Here is a 16,057-nt window from a genome sequence, read left to right as displayed (position 1 = left end):
AGCCTAGCGGCGGGCGCGGCCACGGGTAGGAGAAAGCGCCAGCCCGCCGGGAAGGGCGGCCAGCCGCTCGCGGGCGGTGGCGATCGGCCAGCCGAACGCGCGGGACAGCTCGGCCGGCGTCGCCTCGATCATGGTGTCGGCGAACCGGGCGGTGGCGTAGCCGTGGTCGGTGCCGCCGCCGACGTCGAAGAGCCGGCAGGTCAGGTCCACCACCGTGGCCGGCCAGCCGGCGCGGTGCACCTGCACGCCGGCCGAGGTGACCAGCAGGTGCCGTTGCAGGGCGGACATCGCCCGGTCGTAGCGGCCGCGGTCGCCGACGAGCTCGCGCAGCGCGGCGGTGGGCAACGGGCCGGTCAGCAGCGCCTCGGCGATGCGGTGGGCCTGGTCGGGCAGGTCGAGCGCGGCGTGATCGGTCGGCTCGCCGTCGCCCGGGTACAGCGCGGTCAGCATGGCCGGGGAGAGCAGCGATGCCCGTTTGTGGATGAGCTTGCCGTACCAAGCCGCGCCGGTGCGGGGCAGCTCGTCCTTCCAGCTCCAGACCCGCTCCTCGAGCGGGCCCATGCCGTTGGCGAACGGGGCGGCGTCCGGGCCGGCGACCGCCTCCCACAGCGACGGCGCGGTGACCTTGTCGGCGGGGAACAGCACCGCGAAGCCGACCCGGTCGATGAATGCGCCGGCCTCCTCGACGGCGGTGAGCGGGGGGTCCGGCAGCCAGCGGTCGCCGCGGGCCCGGGCGAGCTCGTCGTGCGCGGGCATCGGGCGGGTCGAGGGGTCGGCGGCGCGGTCAGACGGCATGCCGGGACGGTACCGCCCGGCTACGACATTCGGCGCCGGCATACCCGGGGGAGGAATTGGTGACCACTTCGCCACCTACTGCGCTGGTCCGCTTCCTGATTTGGTGTTCCCGGCCTTTCCCACGAAGAACGGACGTCTCAAGGATGCGAAACATCTTCCGTACCCGCGCCGCCGCGCTGCTCGGCGCCGCCGCGCTGACCACGAGTGGCCTGGTAGGACTCTCGGCCTCCCCGGCCAGCGCCATACCCCGGACGAACCACTGCGGCAGCGCCTACGGGTTCCTGAAGTCGTGGCAGATCCTGTGGCGGGGCCAGTCCGGCGGCTTCATCGACGTGTACTACAACAACTCGAACGGCTACAACTGCGTGATGGCCCGCGGCAACGACAACGTGCTCAGCAACGTCTGGGACCTCGTCGTCGCGGCACGCAGGAGCGGCGGCACCTGGCAGGTCGACGGCGACAAGCCGGGCCAGAACTTCACCAAGTACGCGGGGCCGCTCTACGTCTACGCCCCGAACAGCTGCATCGACATCACCGGCAGCTTCGACGCGTCCGGCGGGGGCGGTGCCTCCGGATACGACAACGTCCACTGCGGCTGAGCCGGCCCGCTGATCCCTAGACTGTCGTCATGGTGATCTCGCCTCCGGTCGTCGCCGAGTTCGGCCGGCGGCTGGAGGCGCTGGGGTGGGTCGGCGATCTGCTGGTGGCGGGGTCCCTGGCGACCGGTGACTACCTTCCCGGCGTCAGCGACCTCGACCTGGTCGCGCTCGTCGACGGCCCGGTGTGCGACTCCCGCCGGGCCGCGCTTGTGACGCTGCACCGGCAGCTCGATGCGGACGCCGGCCCGGCGGCGAACCTCGGCTGCGTGTACGTCGACGCCGGCCGGCTCGCCGACGTCGCGGCGCGGCATCCAACGTGGACTCACGGGCTGCTCGTCCAGCGCATCCTTTCGGGGATCTCACGGGCGGAGCTGGTGCGGCACGGGTTCGCCGTGTTCGGCCGCCCGCCGCGGGACGTGTTGCCGGCGATGGGCGACGACGCCGTCCGGGAGGCCGCCCGCGCCGAGCTGACCGGGTACTGGGCCTGGGCGGCCCGGCGTCCCTGGATCTGGTGGGATCCCGTCATGGCCGATCTCGGTCTCACGTCGATGGCCCGCGGCCGCCATGCCCTGCGCAGCGGCGAGCTGCTAACCAAGAGCGCGGCCGTCGAGCAGGCCGCCGCCCCGGCGTGGCTCCGGGACCAGCTGCGCGCCCGGCGGCGGGGCGGGAGCGTCCGGTCACCCCGCCTGCGGACGGCCCTCATCGCGTGGCGCGATGCCCGCCGGACCACCAGGCAGGCCCGCGGCCCGGCCTGAGCCGGCAGGGCGGACCGATCAAGGGAAACGCGAAGAGTGTCCGGTTCGACGGCCCGGAAATGAAGCGAGGCACGGTCACCGGACTCGTGATCATGCCTCTGAGCTGGGAAAGCTCCCCCGATTGGACTCGAACCAATAACCTGCCGGTTAACAGCCGGCTGCTCTGCCAATTGAGCTACAGGGGATTGCTGCGCCCCGGCTTCCCGCGTACGCGGTTGTCGTGGCGACCGGAACGACAATACATGACCGCGCCGCCCACACGGGAGGCGGGTGACCCTGGCGCGCCGCGTGGTGCGTAAGAGGTGATGAATCAGCTCACAGTGAATGACGGAGCGGCAGGATGGGTATGCAGCGGGTCAGACGCACGAGCGTCATCTAACGGAAGGAGCCGCCATGCGCGGAAAGCTCATGTTCATCACGGGTCTCGCGGCGGGCTTCGTCCTGGGCAGCCGGGCCGGCCGGGAGAAGTACGAAGAGATCGCCGCCAACGCCAAGAAGGTGTGGGAGCACCCCACGGTCCAGGAGGCCGCAGGCGTCGCCCAGGCGCAGGCCAACAAGCTCTACACCGAGGGCAAGGACAAGCTGAATCAGTCCAAGCTCGGTGAGAAGCTGCACGCCGCCGGCAGCACGTCGGACAGCGGCCTCTCGAGCACCGGCGCCGCGTCGGTGTCGAACAGCACCGGCGCCAAGTACTGACGTACCGCAGTTCAAGGCCCGGCCCGTCATGGGCCGGGCCTTTGCGCTGGGTAGGAGCGGATCAGGACGAGGACGAGAAGGCGGCATCGAACGCCGCCGACGGCGGGTCGAACGCCAGCCGGCGGACGAACCGCAGCGCCTCGGGCGCACCGACGAGCCGGTCCATGCCGGCGTCCTCCCACTCGATGGAGAGCGGGCCGGCGTAGCCGATCGCGTTGAGCGCCCGGAAGCAGTCCTCCCACGGCACGTCGCCGTGGCCGGTCGAGACGAAGTCCCAGCCCCGGCGCAGGTCGGCCCAGGGCAGGTGCGACGACATCCGGCCGCGGCGGCCGTCGCCGGTGCGGACCTTCGCGTCCTTGCAGTCGACGTGGTAGATCCGGTCGGCGAACTCGAGGATGAAGTTGACCGGGTCGAGGTCCTGCCAGACGAAGTGCGACGGGTCCCAATTGAGCCCGAACGCCGGCCGGTGCCCGATCGCGTCCAGGGTGCGGCGGGTCGTCCAGTAGTCGTACGCGATCTCGCTGGGGTGGACCTCGTGCGCGAAGCGGACGCCCTCGGCGTCGAAGACGTCGAGGATCGGGTTCCACCGGTCGGCGAAGTCCTGGTAGCCGCGCTCGATCATCGACTCGGGCACGGGCGGGAACATCGCGACGGTGTGCCAGATCGAGGAGCCGGTGAAGCCGATCACGGTGTCGACGCCGAACCGGGCGGCCGCCCGGGCGGTGTCCTTCATCCGCTCGGCGGCCCGCTGCCGGACCTGCTCGGCGTCGCCGTCGCCCCAGATCGCGGCGGGCAGGATGCCCTGGTGCCGCTCGTCGATCGGGTGGTCGCAGACCGCCTGGCCGACCAGGTGGTTGGAGATCGCGAAGACCTGCAGGTTGTGCTTCGCGAGCTGCTCGCGCTTGCGGTCGAGGTAGTCGTTCTCGGCCAGCGCCCGGTCCACCTCGAAGTGGTCGCCCCAGCAGGCGATCTCCAGGCCGTCGTAGCCCCACTCGGAGGCCAGCCGGCAGACCTCTTCGAACGGCAGGTCGGCCCACTGGCCGGTGAAGAGCGTTATGGGTCGGGCCATGTCATCTCCCTGTCCGCGGTCGCATCCGTCGCGACCGCACGAAAGGGGTTCCGGCGGCCTGCGTGAGGCGGCAGGCCGGTTGGCACGCCGAGGGGACGTCGTGGCCGGGCCGGGTTTGCGCCTCCCGGCCGGCCCGCCCGTCGCGGCGGTGCCTGCACCGACTCTAGAGCCGCGGCCGCGGCCGCGAAAGACCCGCGATCAGTGCACGGCGTAGGCCTCGGCGGGCGGCGAGAGGCCGAGCTCACCGAGGGCGCTCTTCGCGTACGCGATCTGCGCGGCGGCGTCGTCGCGGCCTGAGGTCTCCACGTCCAGGTGTTCGGTGCCGGCGGAGCCCGCGCCCGTCAGGTGCCGCAGCGCCGTGCGCCAGACCTCCGTGGTCGCCGTGAGCGGCGCGGGCGGCGGGGCGTGCAACGGTACGGCGCAGCGCACGCGCCAGGGGCCGGGCGGCGGGTCGCCGAGCGCCTCGGCCAGGTCGCCGGCGTAGCCGCCCTCGGGGTTGGTGACGGGGTGCCGCCGCCCCGGTTCCACGTACCCGCGCAGCCGCTCGGTGGCCGCGACCGGATCGGCGGCCTCGAGCGCCGCGGCGACCTGCACCCGGATGATCGAGATGCCGGCGGCGGCGAGCCGGTCGAGCACCTCGGCGGGGTCCTCCCAGGTGCAGGCGAGGTTGGCCAGGTCCAGGCAGACGCCGAGGCGCTCGCGGTCGAGCCGGGCGAACGCGGCGACGACCGACTCGACGCCGTCGAGCACGAGGCCGGGCCCGGGCTGGAAGCCGACCCGGACGGCCCGTCCCCGGTGCCAGGCGACCTCGGCGAGGCCGGCGGAGAGCCGGGACAGGATCCGGTCGGCCGCCTTCTGCTTGGCGGCGTCCCAGCCGTCCCGCGGGCCGAGGCCGGTCGTCGTGACCGCGCCGCGGACGGCGTCCTCCGGCAACAGGTCGGTGAGGATGCGGGCGAGGTCGAGGGTGTATTCCAGCCGGGCCGGGTGGCTCCAGTCGGGGTCCTCGTCGCCGCCCTCGGAGTAGGGCACTCCGCTCAACGTGACGATCTCGAGCCCGCGGGCCTCGATCTCGGCACGCAGCCGGGTACGGGAGCGGCCGTCGATCGCGAGGGCGGCGGCGAGGGTGGGCGGGAGCCAGAGGCTCACCCCGAGAGTCTCCACGGCGAGTCGATCACGGACGGCGGCGTACGCGTCGAGGTGTTCGACGACGGCCGGGAGATCCCGGGCGGGCCGCACGTTCGCGCCGTGGCTCAAGTGGACGATCCGGCCCGAGTGGTGGCGCAGACGCATCAGAATCCCTCCTGGAGCGGAGCGTCACTCGTGCATTCGCACGTGCATCGGTTCGTGCTGCGTCCAGTATGGATCATTTGGCCGCGGGTTTTCGACGCTGTCGTGGCGGACCGACGGGGTGCCATGACGCCTCCATCCGTGGTTTGTCTGCCCTCGGATACGAGACTCGACCGCCTGCCGGATCAGCGGCGTACGCGCCGTGCGACGCCGTGACCGGCACAGACATGATCCACAAAGGGCGGTCCCATCGGCTTCCGCCGATGGACCCGCCCCGATGAGCTGCCCATGCGTTCCCCTCGAGGCAAGTCGACACACCCGCGAAGAGAGCGTTATCCGTTCATCAATTGCACACTTGGACACGCACGGAACGACCACACGTGCGGACGTCCCGCGGCTGCCCGGCACCGATCGGGAACCCGGTCGGTCGATGCCGGACAGCCGCTCCGTCGTACGCCCGACGGCACGGGGCGCAACCGTGCCGTCCCTCACGGCGTACGGCGGAGGTTCGGCCCTCAGACGACCGCCAGGGCGGCCTCCACGGGTACCCAGGCCGACGCCGCGGCCGAGCGCTCGACCGCGCCGAGCACGAGCTGCACCTGTAGCGCGTCGGCGAACGACGGGGTCGGGTCCTCGCCCGCCGCGACCGCCGCGATCAGGTCCCGCATCTCGTGGGTGAAGGAGTGTTCGTAGCCGATCGGGTGCCCCGGCGGCCACCACGCCGCCAGGTACGGGTGGTCCGGCTCGGTCACCAGGATCCGGCTGAAGCCCTGCTCGGCGGAGGGCAGGGTGGCGTCGTAGAACTCGAGCTCGTTCATCCGCTCGAAGTCGAACGCCACCGAGCCCAGCGACCCGTTCAGCTCCACCCGCAGCCCGTTCTTGCGGCCGGTGGCGAAGCGGGTCGCCTCGTAGGTGGCGACAGCTCCCCCGTCGAGCCGGGCCAGGAACAGCGCGGCGTCGTCGACGGTCACCTCCCCGAAGCCCGCGCTCCCATCGCCCGCGGCCGACAACCCGGCGGCCGCGCTCGGCAGTGGACGCTCGCGGACGAACGTCTCGGTAAGGGCGCTGACCTCGGTGATCGCCTGACCGGTGACGTACTGGGTGAGGTCGACGATGTGCGCGCCGATGTCGCCAAGCGCCCCCGATCCCGCCACCTCCCTGCGCAGCCGCCAGACCAGCGGGAACTCCGGGTCGACGATCCAGTCCTGCAGGTAGACCGCCCGCACGTGGCGGATCTTCCCGATCCGGCCGGCGGCCACCAGCTGCCGCATCAGCGCGACCGCGGGAACCCGGCGATAGTTGAAGCCGCACATGGCCCGTACCCCGCGTGTCTGGGCCTGTGCCGCGGCCTCGGCCATCTCGCGGGCCTCGGCCACCGAGTTGGCCAGGGGTTTCTCGCAGAGCACGTGCTTGCCCGCGGCGAGCGCGGCGAGCGCGATCTCCCGGTGGGTGTCACCCGGCGTGCAGATGTCCACCAGATCGATGTCGTCGCGCTCGATCAACTCCCGCCAGTCGGTGGAGTGCCCCTCCCACCCGAACTTGGCGGCCGCGGCCGCGACCTTGTCCTCGTCGCGGCCGCAGACCACCGACATCCGTGCCGACAGCGGCAGGTCGAACGCGCGGTTGACGGTGCGCCAAGCCTGTGAGTGCGCGGCGCCCATGAACGCGTAGCCGACCATGCCGACCCGCAGCTGCCCCATCAGATCTCCTTTTACCACGAAATAGAAGGACCGCTCAGAAGCCGAGCTTGGCGTACTTGGCCGCGTTCTCCTTGGTGATCGTCTCGGAGGCGAGGGTGATCTCCTTGGGTACCTGGAGCTCGACCAGGTCGGACATGCCCTTGCCCTGGCCGATCAGGCGGGCCAGCGAGATCGCCGAGGAGGCCATCGACGGGCTGTAGGTGACCGTCGCCTTGAGGACGCTGTTGTCGGCCGCGATCTGGTCGATGGCCGCCTTGGAACCGGCGCCGCCGACCATGAAGAACTCCTTGCGGCCGGCCTGGTTGATCGCGGCGAGCACGCCGATGCCCTGGTCGTCGTCGTGGTTCCAGAGCGCGTCCATCTTCGGCAGCGCCTGCAGCAGATCGGTCGCGGCCCGCTGACCCCCGTCGGCGGTGAAGTCCGCCGGACGGCGGTTGGCAACCTTGAACCCGTTCTGGGCGAGCGCCGCGTTGAAGCCCGCCGAGCGCTCCTGGGTCAGCTCGAGCGAGTCGATGCCGGGGATCTCGCCGATGATCGGGTTGGTGACGCCCTTGAGCTTGAGCTGGGCGGCGACGTAGGTGCCGGCGGCCAGGCCCATGCCGAAGTTGTCGCCCTTGATCTGCAGGCGGTACGCGGCCTGGTCGGGGAACGCCCGGTCCAGGTTGACGACCGGGATGCCGGCCTTCATGGCCTCCAGACCGACCGCGTTGAGCTCCTTGCCGTCGTGCGGCAGCAGGACGATCACGGTCGGCTTCTGCGCGATGAGCGTGGAGATCGCGGCGCGCTGGGCGGCGGCGTCAGTGCCGGCCTCGACGCTCTTGAACTCCACATCGGAGTACGCCTCGGCCTGCGCCTTGGCGTTGTTGGTGATGGCGGCGATCCAGCCGTGGTCGGCGCCCGGCGCGGAGAACCCGATGACGACCTTGGTGCCGGGTGCGGCGTTCGGGTTGCTGTCGGTGTCCTCGGCCTTGATCTGGGTGTTCTCACCCGGGTCGTTGCTGGTGCACGCGGTGAGCAGGGCTCCGGCGCCGAGGGCGGCGCCACCGAAGAGGATGCGGCGACGGGACAGATCTTTCATCGGATTTCTCCCAGGGGTGACCGGGCGGCCGTTGCCGGTCGCCTGTATGTGGGGGGCTTGCTCAGGAGGTGGGCTTGCGCCCGAGGAGTTGGGTCACGGAGCGGAAACGGAACTGCTGGATCAACACGGCGGCGACGATGATGCCGCCCTTGACCATGTTCTGGACCTCGGTGGAGAGATTGTTGATCGCAAAGAGGTTGGTGATGGTGGAGAAGACCAGCACCCCGAACAGGGCGCCGATGATGGTGCCGCGGCCGCCGCTGAGCAGCGTGCCACCGATGATCGCCGCGGCGATCGCGTCGAGCTCGTACAGGTTCGCCATCGCGGCCTGTGCGCTGGTCGCCTGCGAGGTGAGCATGATGGCCGCGATGCCGCAGCACAGCCCCGAGAGGGCGTAGAGCAGCACGGTGTGCCAGCGCACGTTGATGCCGGCCAGCCGCGCCGCCTCGGTGTTGCCGCCCACCGCGACGGTGCGCCGGCCGAAGGTGGTGCGGTTGAGCAGGACCCAGCCCAGCGTCACCACCACGCCCAGGATGATGACCAGCAGCGGGATGCCGGCGATCTTCGTGGTGGCGATGGCGTTGATCGTCGAGTTCGTCGAGACCTGCGTCTGCTTGCCGGAGATCTGCGCCGCCAGGCCGCGGGCCGCGACCATCATGGCCAGCGTCGCGATGAACGGGACCAGCCGCCCGTACGAGATGAGCACGCCGTTGACCAGCCCGACCGCGACGCCGACGACGAGCGCGGTGAAGATCATGCCGGCGGCGCCGTAGCTCTGGGTGGCGAGTGTGGTCGACCAGACGCCGGCGAGCGCGATGATCGCGCCGACCGAGAGATCGATGCCGCCGCCGATGATCACGAAGGTCATGCCGACGGTCACGACGCCGATCGCCGAGGCCTGCTGCAGGATGGTGAACACGTTGTTCTTGACCCAGGTCGGGTCGCCGTACAGCTCGGGCCTGGTGACGATCCCGATGATCACCAGGATGACGAGCACGCCGACCAGGCCGAGGTTGCGCCGCAGCGGCTCCGCGCCCTCGCCCTTGAGCCAGTCGGCCCGTGGCCTACCCCGGCCCGCCTTGTGCGCACCGTCCTGCGGGCCCTGCGCCGGCGGGTTCTGCGCCGGCAGGCTCGGCTTCGTGCTCTGATCCGTCACGCCGGCTCCCCTTCCATGAGGGACCCCGCCATCACGAGGTCCAGAACAGTGGCTTCGTCGATCTCGTCGGCGGGCGCCTCGTGGATCAGGTGCCCCTCGCGCATGACCAGGACCCGGTCCGCGAGGCCGAGGACCTCGGGGACCTCGCTGGAGACCAGCAGCACGCCGACGCCGCGAGCGGCGAGGTCGTGGATCACCTGGTAGAGCTCGGCCCGGGCGCCGACGTCCACGCCCCGGGTCGGCTCGTCGAGCAGCAGCAGCCTGGTGCCGCCGAGCAGCCACCGCCCGACGACGACCTTCTGCTGGTTTCCGCCGGAGAGCGTGCGCACCGCGCGGCCCACGTCGCGGGGGCGCAGCTCCAGCAGGTCGGCGGTCTGCGACGCGGCGGCCAACTCCTTGCGGGTGTCGGTGAAACCGCCGTGCGCGTACCCGGTGAAGGACGAGAGCGTCATGTTCCGGTAGATCGGGAGGTCCAGCAGCAGCGCCTGGCTCTTGCGCTCCTCGGGCGCCATGCCCATGCCGTGCTTGACCGCGGCGCCGATCGTGGTGATCCGTCTGCCGTCGAGGGTGACCGTGCCGCTGTCGGCCCGGCGCGCCCCGAAGATCGTCTCCAGCAGCTCCGACCGGCCCGAGCCGACCAGCCCGGCGATGCCGACGATCTCCCCCGCTCCCACGGTGAGCGACGCGTCCGCGAACTCACCGTCGCGGGTGAGCCCGTCGACGACGAGCAGCGGCTCCCTGGGCGTGGCCTCGACCCGGGGCGGGAAGACGTACTCGATGGTGCGGCCGGTCATCCGGCTGACCAGCTCCCGGGTCGGCGTGCCGCGCGCCGGCAGGTTCGCGGCCGTGGTCCGGCCGTCCTTGAGCACGGTGACCCGGTCGCCGATGTCGCGGATCTCCTCGAGCCGGTGCGAGATGTAGATGACCGCGATGCCGTGCGAGGTCAGGTCGCGGATGATCCGGAAGAGGTTCTCGACCTCGTCGTGTGCGAGCACGGCGCTGGGCTCGTCCATGACGATCAGCCGGGCGTCGTGCGAGAGCGCCCGGGCCATGCTGACGATCTGCTTGCCGGCCGCGGGCAACGAACGGACCAGACTGCGCGGGGAGATGTGCGCGTGCCCGAGCCGGCCGAGGATCTCCCTCGTCTTGTACGCGGTGGAGCGCCGGCGCAGGAAGCCGCCCCGGCTCTCCTCGTGGCCGAGGAAGGCGTTCTCGGCAACCGAGAGGTCGTCGACGAGGTCGAGCTCCTGGTAGATGGTGGCGATGCCGGCGCGCATGGCGGCCTGCGGGCTGGCGGGGGCGAAGGACTCGCCCAGCCAGGTGACGCTGCCCTCGTCGGCGTGGTGTACGCCGGCGAGCACCTTGATGAGGGTGGACTTGCCGGCGCCGTTCTGGCCGAGCAGGCAGTGCACCTCGCCGGCCCGTACCTCCAGCTCGACGCCGTCGAGCGCCCGCACGCCGGGGAAGGTCTTGACGACGCCCTCGAGCCTGAGCACCACCTCGCCGGTGCGCTCGGCGGCGGGCCCGGCGTCCTGGCGGGGAATCGCGGCCGTGCCCGGCGCGCCCGTGGTCTCGGCCCCGGCGGGGGTCGTGCCGGCCGTGGGGTCGACCCGGTCGTCCGGGGCCGTCATGACGCCTGCTCGAAGGCCGTGTCGCTGGCCAGGACCGCCGCGCCGCTCACGCCCGCCCGGGCGCCCAGCTCGCTGAGCACCACCGGGAGGTTGCCGGTAGCGAGCGGGAGCGACCTGCGGTAGACCACGCTGCGGATCTCCGCCAGCAGGATGTGACCGAGCTGGGCGAGCCCGCCCCCGATGACGATCATCGACGGGTTCGCGAAGCTCACCAGCGTGGCGAGGGTCGCGCCGAGCCGGCGGCCCCCGTCGCGGATCAGCCGGATGCAGGTGACGTCGCCCTCCGCGGCGCCCTCGGCGACGTCGCGGGCGCCGATCTCGCCGCCCGCCGCGAGGCGTTCCGCCAGGGCCGGCGACTCACCGCTGCGTGCGGCGGCGAGCGCGTCCCGGGCCAGGGCGGCGCCGCTGAAGAGCGCCTCGAGGCAGCCGGCGTTGCCGCACGAGCACATCGGACCGTGCGCGTCGACCTGGATGTGGCCGATGTCGCCGGCGCAGCCGTCCACCCCGCGGTAGACGCCGCCGCCCAGGTGGATGCCGCAGCCGATGCCCGTGCCGATCTTGACGAAGAGGAAGTCGTCGACCGAGTGGGCGACCCCGCCGTGCCGCTCCCCGATCGCCATGATGTTGACGTCGTTGTCCACGACGGCCGGGCAGCCGTGCTCGCGGGCCAGCAGTTCCCGGACCGGATAACGGTCCCAGCCCGGCATGATCGGCGGCGAGACCGGTACGCCGTCGCGGAAGCTGACCGGGCCCGGAACCCCGATGCCGACGGCGTCGAGCCGCTCGAAGGCACCGTCGCTGCGGGCCTTGGCGAGCAACTCGTTGACCCGGTGCAGGATCACCTTGGGCCCGGACCGGATGTCGGCGGCCTCCTGGTACGTCGCGACGGGCTCGAGCCGGCCGTTGGTGACCTCGATGTCGATGGAGCTGGCGCCGAGGTCGACGGCGGCGAAGCGCAGCTGCGGCTGCAACTCGACCAGGGTGGAGCGCCGGCCGCCGCGAGAGGCGGCCATGCCGGCCTCGGCGATGTAGCCGGCGGCGACGAGCCGCTCGACCTCCGCGAGCAGGCGGGGACGGGTCAGATCGAGCCGATCGCCGAGCTCGGCACGCGAGATCGGCCCCTCGTCCCGCAGCAGGCGCAACAGGCGCAGATGGGGAGCATCGATGACGTGCACTGGCACCTCCGGCCGTTCACACCGCTGAAACAGTGCGGTGTCACGCCCGTCACACTAGGGCCCTTCCGCCGCACACGTCCATACCTTCTCGTTGATTCTGGCAAACTTTTGTCGCCTGATTCAAAAGTCGCCGTCAGGGGTTCACCCACCGCACGAACCGCCGCATGTCACGGCCTCCCGTCGGCGCGGCGCCGGGGCCGTGCGGGCCGGAGAAAAGGCCGACGGCCGCGTACCCGGATCGGGTGCGCGGCCGCCGGCGGGCGGGGGAGGAACGACTAGGAGGTGCTCAAGCCCTTCTCGCTGCCCTTCTTGAGCTTCCGGTCGTCGCGAAGCTGCAGGAACGGCTCGTCATCGGCGGGGTGGCCGGCCGCGATGGCCCGGCCGCGCTCCAGTTCCGCGTCCAGTTCGGCGCCGAGCAGGATGGCGATGTTCGAGATCCACAGCCAGACCAGGAAGGCGATGAGGCCACCGACCGTGCCGTAGGTCTTGTTGTAGTTGGCGAAGTTGGCCAGGTAGAGGACGAACGCGCCGGAGGCGGCGAGCCACACCAGCACCGCGAAGATGCCGCCGGGGCTGACCCAGCGGAAGCCACCGGTCTTCGCGTTCGGCGAGGCCCAGTAGAGGATCGCGAACATCAGGCTGACGATCAGTATCAGGACCGGCCATTTCGCGATGCCCCAGGTGGCAACCGCGGCGGAGCCCAGGCCGATCGCGTCGCCGGTCACCCTGGCGACGTCGCCGGTGAACACGACGATGAAGACCGAGGCGATCAGCATGAGGCCGATGACCGCGGTGACCGCGAGCCGGATGGGCAGGGTCTTCCAGACCGGCCGGCCCTCCGGCACGTCGTAGATGGAGTTCGAGGCGCGCATGAAGGCGCCGGTGTATCCGGACGCCGACCAGAAGGCCACGACGATACCGATGAGGGCCGCCAGCCCGGCCGAGCCCGGATCCGCCACCTGGCCGAGCACCTGGTCCAGCAGGCTCTGGATCGCGGGAGGAGCGATCTCCTTCACGCTGTCCTGCACGGTCTTCTGGCCGTCGTCGCCCAGCATGCCGAGTATCGACACGAGCACCAGGACACCCGGGAAGATCGACAGCACGCCGTAGTAGGTCAGCGCCGCCGCCCAGTCGGTGACGTTGTCCTCGGAGAACTGCTTGAACGTGCGCTTGAGCGCGCCGACAATGCCCTTCCCGCCGAGCCCCGACGGCCCGTTCGGGCCCGCATCGGGGCCGGGAGCCGGCCGGGCCCCGCCCGCGGCGTCATCGAGGCCGATGCCGCTTTTTTCGGTGTCCCGGGCCCCGGCGGCGCGCGCCTCGTCGGGACTCTCCGGGGTACCCGTCGCGGCGCCGGTCCCGGAGGGCGCGGCGGCCGTCGGGCCGTCGGCCGGACGATCGGCCTTGTCGTCGGCCGAGTGATCGGCCTTACCGAGAAGCCTCATCGCGGGCACACCTCCAGGCGGGCATTCGTGGTCTACCGCGGTCCGGCGCCTGCCGCCCTCGAGGGCGGCCCGCACAGTGCGGTCGAGCACTGAAAATGCCCACCGGATGGCGGTCCTAACCTCTCGGCTCCCAGCGGCCGCACAGCACACCCGCAGGGCGGGCCGCGGCTACCGGCAGAGCAGCCTGCCCATGCGGCGGCCCGCGACGATCAGACCCACCACGAACAGGACGAGCAGGTAGAGCACGTCCACCAGCTGGACCCAGCCCACCGCACCCGTAGTGATCGCCCGGATCAGGTCGACCGAGCGGTAGAGCGGCGTCGCCTCCACCACCCAGCGCAGCACCGACGGGTAGGACTGGGCCGGCACGAAGGTGCCCGAGAACAGGAAGAGCGCGAACTGGGCCGATGCGATCAGGTCGAAGTCCTGCCAGCTGCGCATGAACGTGGACAGCGCCATGCCGAGGCCGCCGAAGGCGAAGCCGACCAGCACCGCCGCCGCGAACGCGCCGAGCGCCAGGCCCGCCGTGGTCAGGTCCATCGCCACCATGATCACCAGGAAGGCGGCCGCGTAGATGTTGCCGCGGATCATCGCCCAGGCCAGCTCGCCCAGGGCGATCTCGATCGGCCGCACCGGGGTCGCCAGGATCCCGTCGTAGAGCTTCATGAACTTCATCTTGCTGAAGAAGTTGAAGGTGGTCTCCGACAGCGCACCCGCCATGGCCGACGCGGCCAGCATCGCCGGGGCCACGAACGCCGCGTACTCGATCACCCGGCCGTCCGGCAGCGTCAGGTCGCCGACCAGCGAGCCCACCCCGACCCCGATCGAGAAGAGGTAGAGGACCGGTTCGAGAAACCCCGACGCCATCACCAGCCAGTAGGCCGTGCGGAGGGTCGACGCGTTGCGCTCGACCACGGACGCCGAACGACGGGCGACGCCCTCGAACGAGATCAGCCGCGGCAGGAGCAGGGTCACCATGGGGGAAGTCCTCTCACACCACGAGCCGGCGGCCGAACTGCCGGTATGCCAGGAGCCAGCCGAGAACGGCCCAGAGGGCCAGGTAGAGCAGGTGCCCGGTCGCCGACCAGGCGGGAGCGACGCCCAGCGTGGCGGCCCGACTCAGGTCGACGCCGTGCCAGAGCGGCAGGACGTACGCGATCCAGCGCAGCAGCACCGGCAGCGACTCGACCGGGAAGAAGACGCCGGAGAAGAGCGACATCGGGATCATCCCGAGCCGGAAGAGAATCGCCAGGTAGCTGTCGGTGCGGATCGTCGCCGAGTAGGCGAAGGTCGGGGTGGCCACCGCCAGGCCGACCAGCGCCGCGATCGGCAGCGTCGCGAGCGCCCACCAGGAGTGCAGCGTGCCGAACGCCGTCGCGATCAGCAGGAACGCCGCGCAGCTGGTCAGCGTGCGGAAGACGATGAAGGCCAGGTGCCCGTCGAGGATGTCGGCGACGCGCAGCGGCGCGGCCGCCTGGCCGAAGTAGAACCGCTGCCATTCGAAGCCGCCGAGCACCGGCCACGTGGAGTCGCCCATCGCGACCTGCACGGCGGTCGAGGCGATCAGGCCCGGGACCATCCAGTCCAGATAGGGCACGCCCTCGACGCCGCCCGTCACGTAGGCACCGACGCCGACCCCGAAGCCGAGCATGGTCAGCAGCGGCAGCACGAACGACGAGAGCACGCTCGATCGCCAGATCCGCCGATAGCTGACGAGGTGGTATTCCAGGACGTAGCGTGTCATCTCAGTCCACCAGGGTCCGGCCGGTGAGGTGCAGGAAGACGTCCTCCAGGCTGCTGCGGCGCACCAGCACGCTGGCCGGGCTGAGCGACCGGCGGTGCACCTCGGCGACCGCGCCGTCGCCGTCGGCGACGTAGAGCAGGATCCGGTCGGGCAGCACCTCGACCCGCTCCCCCACACCGTCCAGCTTGCCGGCGAAGACCTCCTGGGACTCCGCGTGGAAGCGCAGCTCGACCACCTCGCGCGTCGAATGCCGCTCGATCAGGGCGCGGGGTGAGCCCTCCGCGACGATCTTTCCGCCGTCCATCACCACCAGGCGGTCGCAGAGCTGCTCGGCCTCGTCCATGTAGTGGGTGGTGAGCACGAGCGTCACGCCCTGGCGCTTGAGCCGGAACAGCCGCTCCCAGACCAGGTGCCGGGCCTGCGGGTCGAGGCCGGTCGTCGGCTCGTCGAGCAGCACGATCTCGGGCTCGTTGACCAGGGCGCGGGCGATGGTGAGCCGGCGTTTCATGCCGCCGGACAGCGTGTCGACCTTGCTGTCGGCCCGCTCGGTGAGCTGGACGAAGTCGAGCAGCTCCGCGGCGCGGGCCCGGGCCACCTTGCGCGGGATGCCGAAGAAGCGGCCGTAGGTGGTGAGGTTCTCCCGGACGGTCAGCTCGAGGTCGAGGTTGTCGAGCTGCGGGCAGACGCCCAGCTTGGCCCGGATCCGCGGCCCGTCGCGGAGCGGATCCATGCCGAGGATGCTCAGCGTGCCGTCGGTCGGCGGGGAGACGCAGCCGATCATCCGCATGGTGGAGCTCTTGCCGGCCCCGTTGGGGCCGAGGAAGCCGAACGCCTCACCGCGCTGCACATCGACGTCGATGCCGTCGACCGCGGTGAAGCCGTCGAAGCGTTTGACCAGCCCCCGGGCGTGAATGAGTGTCACCCGGCAGA

At 71.2% G+C, this 16,057-nt stretch carries 15 protein-coding genes and 1 tRNA gene; 3 read left to right on the top strand and 13 right to left on the bottom strand.

All coding sequences use genetic code 11. From position 1 onward, the window contains the following. Positions 1-3: 3 nt before the first annotated feature. On the bottom strand, positions 4-795 hold the full coding sequence (locus AB0B58_RS20575; RefSeq protein ID WP_360225560.1) for a hypothetical protein: 792 nt from the start codon (positions 793-795) through the stop codon (positions 4-6). 143 nt (positions 796-938) lie between these two features. Here AB0B58_RS20575 and AB0B58_RS20570 point away from each other — a divergent pair, with 143 nt between their 5' ends. Then, positions 939-1,394, top strand: a complete 456-nt coding sequence (locus AB0B58_RS20570; protein ID WP_360225558.1) for a hypothetical protein — start codon at positions 939-941, stop codon at positions 1,392-1,394. Positions 1,395-1,423: 29 nt separating this feature from the next. Continuing rightward, complete coding sequence (locus AB0B58_RS20565; protein ID WP_360225556.1) at positions 1,424-2,149, top strand: nucleotidyltransferase domain-containing protein; 726 nt, start codon at positions 1,424-1,426, stop codon at positions 2,147-2,149. A 112-nt stretch (positions 2,150-2,261) separates the two neighbouring features. Here the strand turns inward: AB0B58_RS20565 and AB0B58_RS20560 are convergent. Further along, positions 2,262-2,334, bottom strand: a tRNA-Asn gene (locus AB0B58_RS20560). 208 nt (positions 2,335-2,542) lie between these two features. On the opposite strand from AB0B58_RS20560, the gene AB0B58_RS20555 reads away from it, so the two are divergent. Next, positions 2,543-2,845: a hypothetical protein gene (locus AB0B58_RS20555; protein ID WP_360225554.1), complete on the top strand. Its 303-nt coding sequence runs from the start codon at positions 2,543-2,545 to the stop codon at positions 2,843-2,845. Positions 2,846-2,906: 61 nt separating this feature from the next. Here the strand turns inward: AB0B58_RS20555 and AB0B58_RS20550 are convergent, their stop codons facing one another. From AB0B58_RS20550 to AB0B58_RS20500, 11 genes are all read right to left on the bottom strand, one after another. Beyond that, positions 2,907-3,914, bottom strand: coding sequence for a sugar phosphate isomerase/epimerase family protein (locus AB0B58_RS20550; RefSeq protein WP_360225552.1), 1,008 nt, complete (start codon positions 3,912-3,914; stop codon positions 2,907-2,909). A gap of 198 nt (positions 3,915-4,112) precedes the next feature. Continuing rightward, complete coding sequence (locus AB0B58_RS20545; RefSeq protein ID WP_360225550.1) at positions 4,113-5,204, bottom strand: xylose isomerase; 1,092 nt, start codon at positions 5,202-5,204, stop codon at positions 4,113-4,115. 512 nt (positions 5,205-5,716) lie between these two features. Then, complete coding sequence (locus tag AB0B58_RS20540; protein WP_360225548.1) at positions 5,717-6,901, bottom strand: Gfo/Idh/MocA family oxidoreductase; 1,185 nt, start codon at positions 6,899-6,901, stop codon at positions 5,717-5,719. A gap of 34 nt (positions 6,902-6,935) precedes the next feature. Further along, positions 6,936-7,979, bottom strand: a complete 1,044-nt coding sequence (locus AB0B58_RS20535; RefSeq protein WP_360225546.1) for a substrate-binding domain-containing protein — start codon at positions 7,977-7,979, stop codon at positions 6,936-6,938. A gap of 61 nt (positions 7,980-8,040) precedes the next feature. Further along, on the bottom strand, positions 8,041-9,003 hold the full coding sequence (locus AB0B58_RS20530; protein ID WP_360225919.1) for an ABC transporter permease: 963 nt from the start codon (positions 9,001-9,003) through the stop codon (positions 8,041-8,043). A 128-nt stretch (positions 9,004-9,131) separates the two neighbouring features. Beyond that, a complete protein-coding gene (locus AB0B58_RS20525; protein ID WP_360225544.1) occupies positions 9,132-10,766 on the bottom strand; it encodes a sugar ABC transporter ATP-binding protein in 1,635 nt (544 codons plus the stop codon). Then, positions 10,763-11,941: an ROK family transcriptional regulator gene (locus AB0B58_RS20520; RefSeq protein ID WP_360225542.1), complete on the bottom strand. Its 1,179-nt coding sequence runs from the start codon at positions 11,939-11,941 to the stop codon at positions 10,763-10,765. The genes AB0B58_RS20525 and AB0B58_RS20520 overlap by 4 nt, the downstream gene beginning before the upstream one ends. Before the next feature lie 275 nt (positions 11,942-12,216). Further along, positions 12,217-13,383 (bottom strand): YihY/virulence factor BrkB family protein, encoded by a 1,167-nt coding sequence (locus AB0B58_RS20515; protein ID WP_360225540.1) that lies wholly within the window; start codon positions 13,381-13,383, stop codon positions 12,217-12,219. 168 nt (positions 13,384-13,551) lie between these two features. Beyond that, positions 13,552-14,361 carry an ABC transporter permease gene (locus tag AB0B58_RS20510; protein WP_360225538.1) on the bottom strand — a complete coding sequence of 270 codons (810 nt, stop codon included), beginning with the start codon at positions 14,359-14,361 and terminating at the stop codon, positions 13,552-13,554. Between the two features lie 13 nt (positions 14,362-14,374). Beyond that, on the bottom strand, positions 14,375-15,127 hold the full coding sequence (locus AB0B58_RS20505; protein ID WP_360225536.1) for an ABC transporter permease: 753 nt from the start codon (positions 15,125-15,127) through the stop codon (positions 14,375-14,377). A gap of 1 nt (position 15,128) precedes the next feature. Beyond that, positions 15,129-16,049: an ABC transporter ATP-binding protein gene (locus AB0B58_RS20500; protein WP_360225534.1), complete on the bottom strand. Its 921-nt coding sequence runs from the start codon at positions 16,047-16,049 to the stop codon at positions 15,129-15,131. Between the last annotated feature and the right edge of the window lie 8 nt (positions 16,050-16,057).

Source organism: Actinoplanes sp. NPDC049118 (assembly GCF_040648555.1).
Lineage (GTDB): Bacteria > Actinomycetota > Actinomycetes > Mycobacteriales > Micromonosporaceae > Actinoplanes.
The sequence above is the reverse complement of the archived record's forward strand: the minus strand, read 5'-3'. Positions and strand labels throughout refer to the sequence as shown.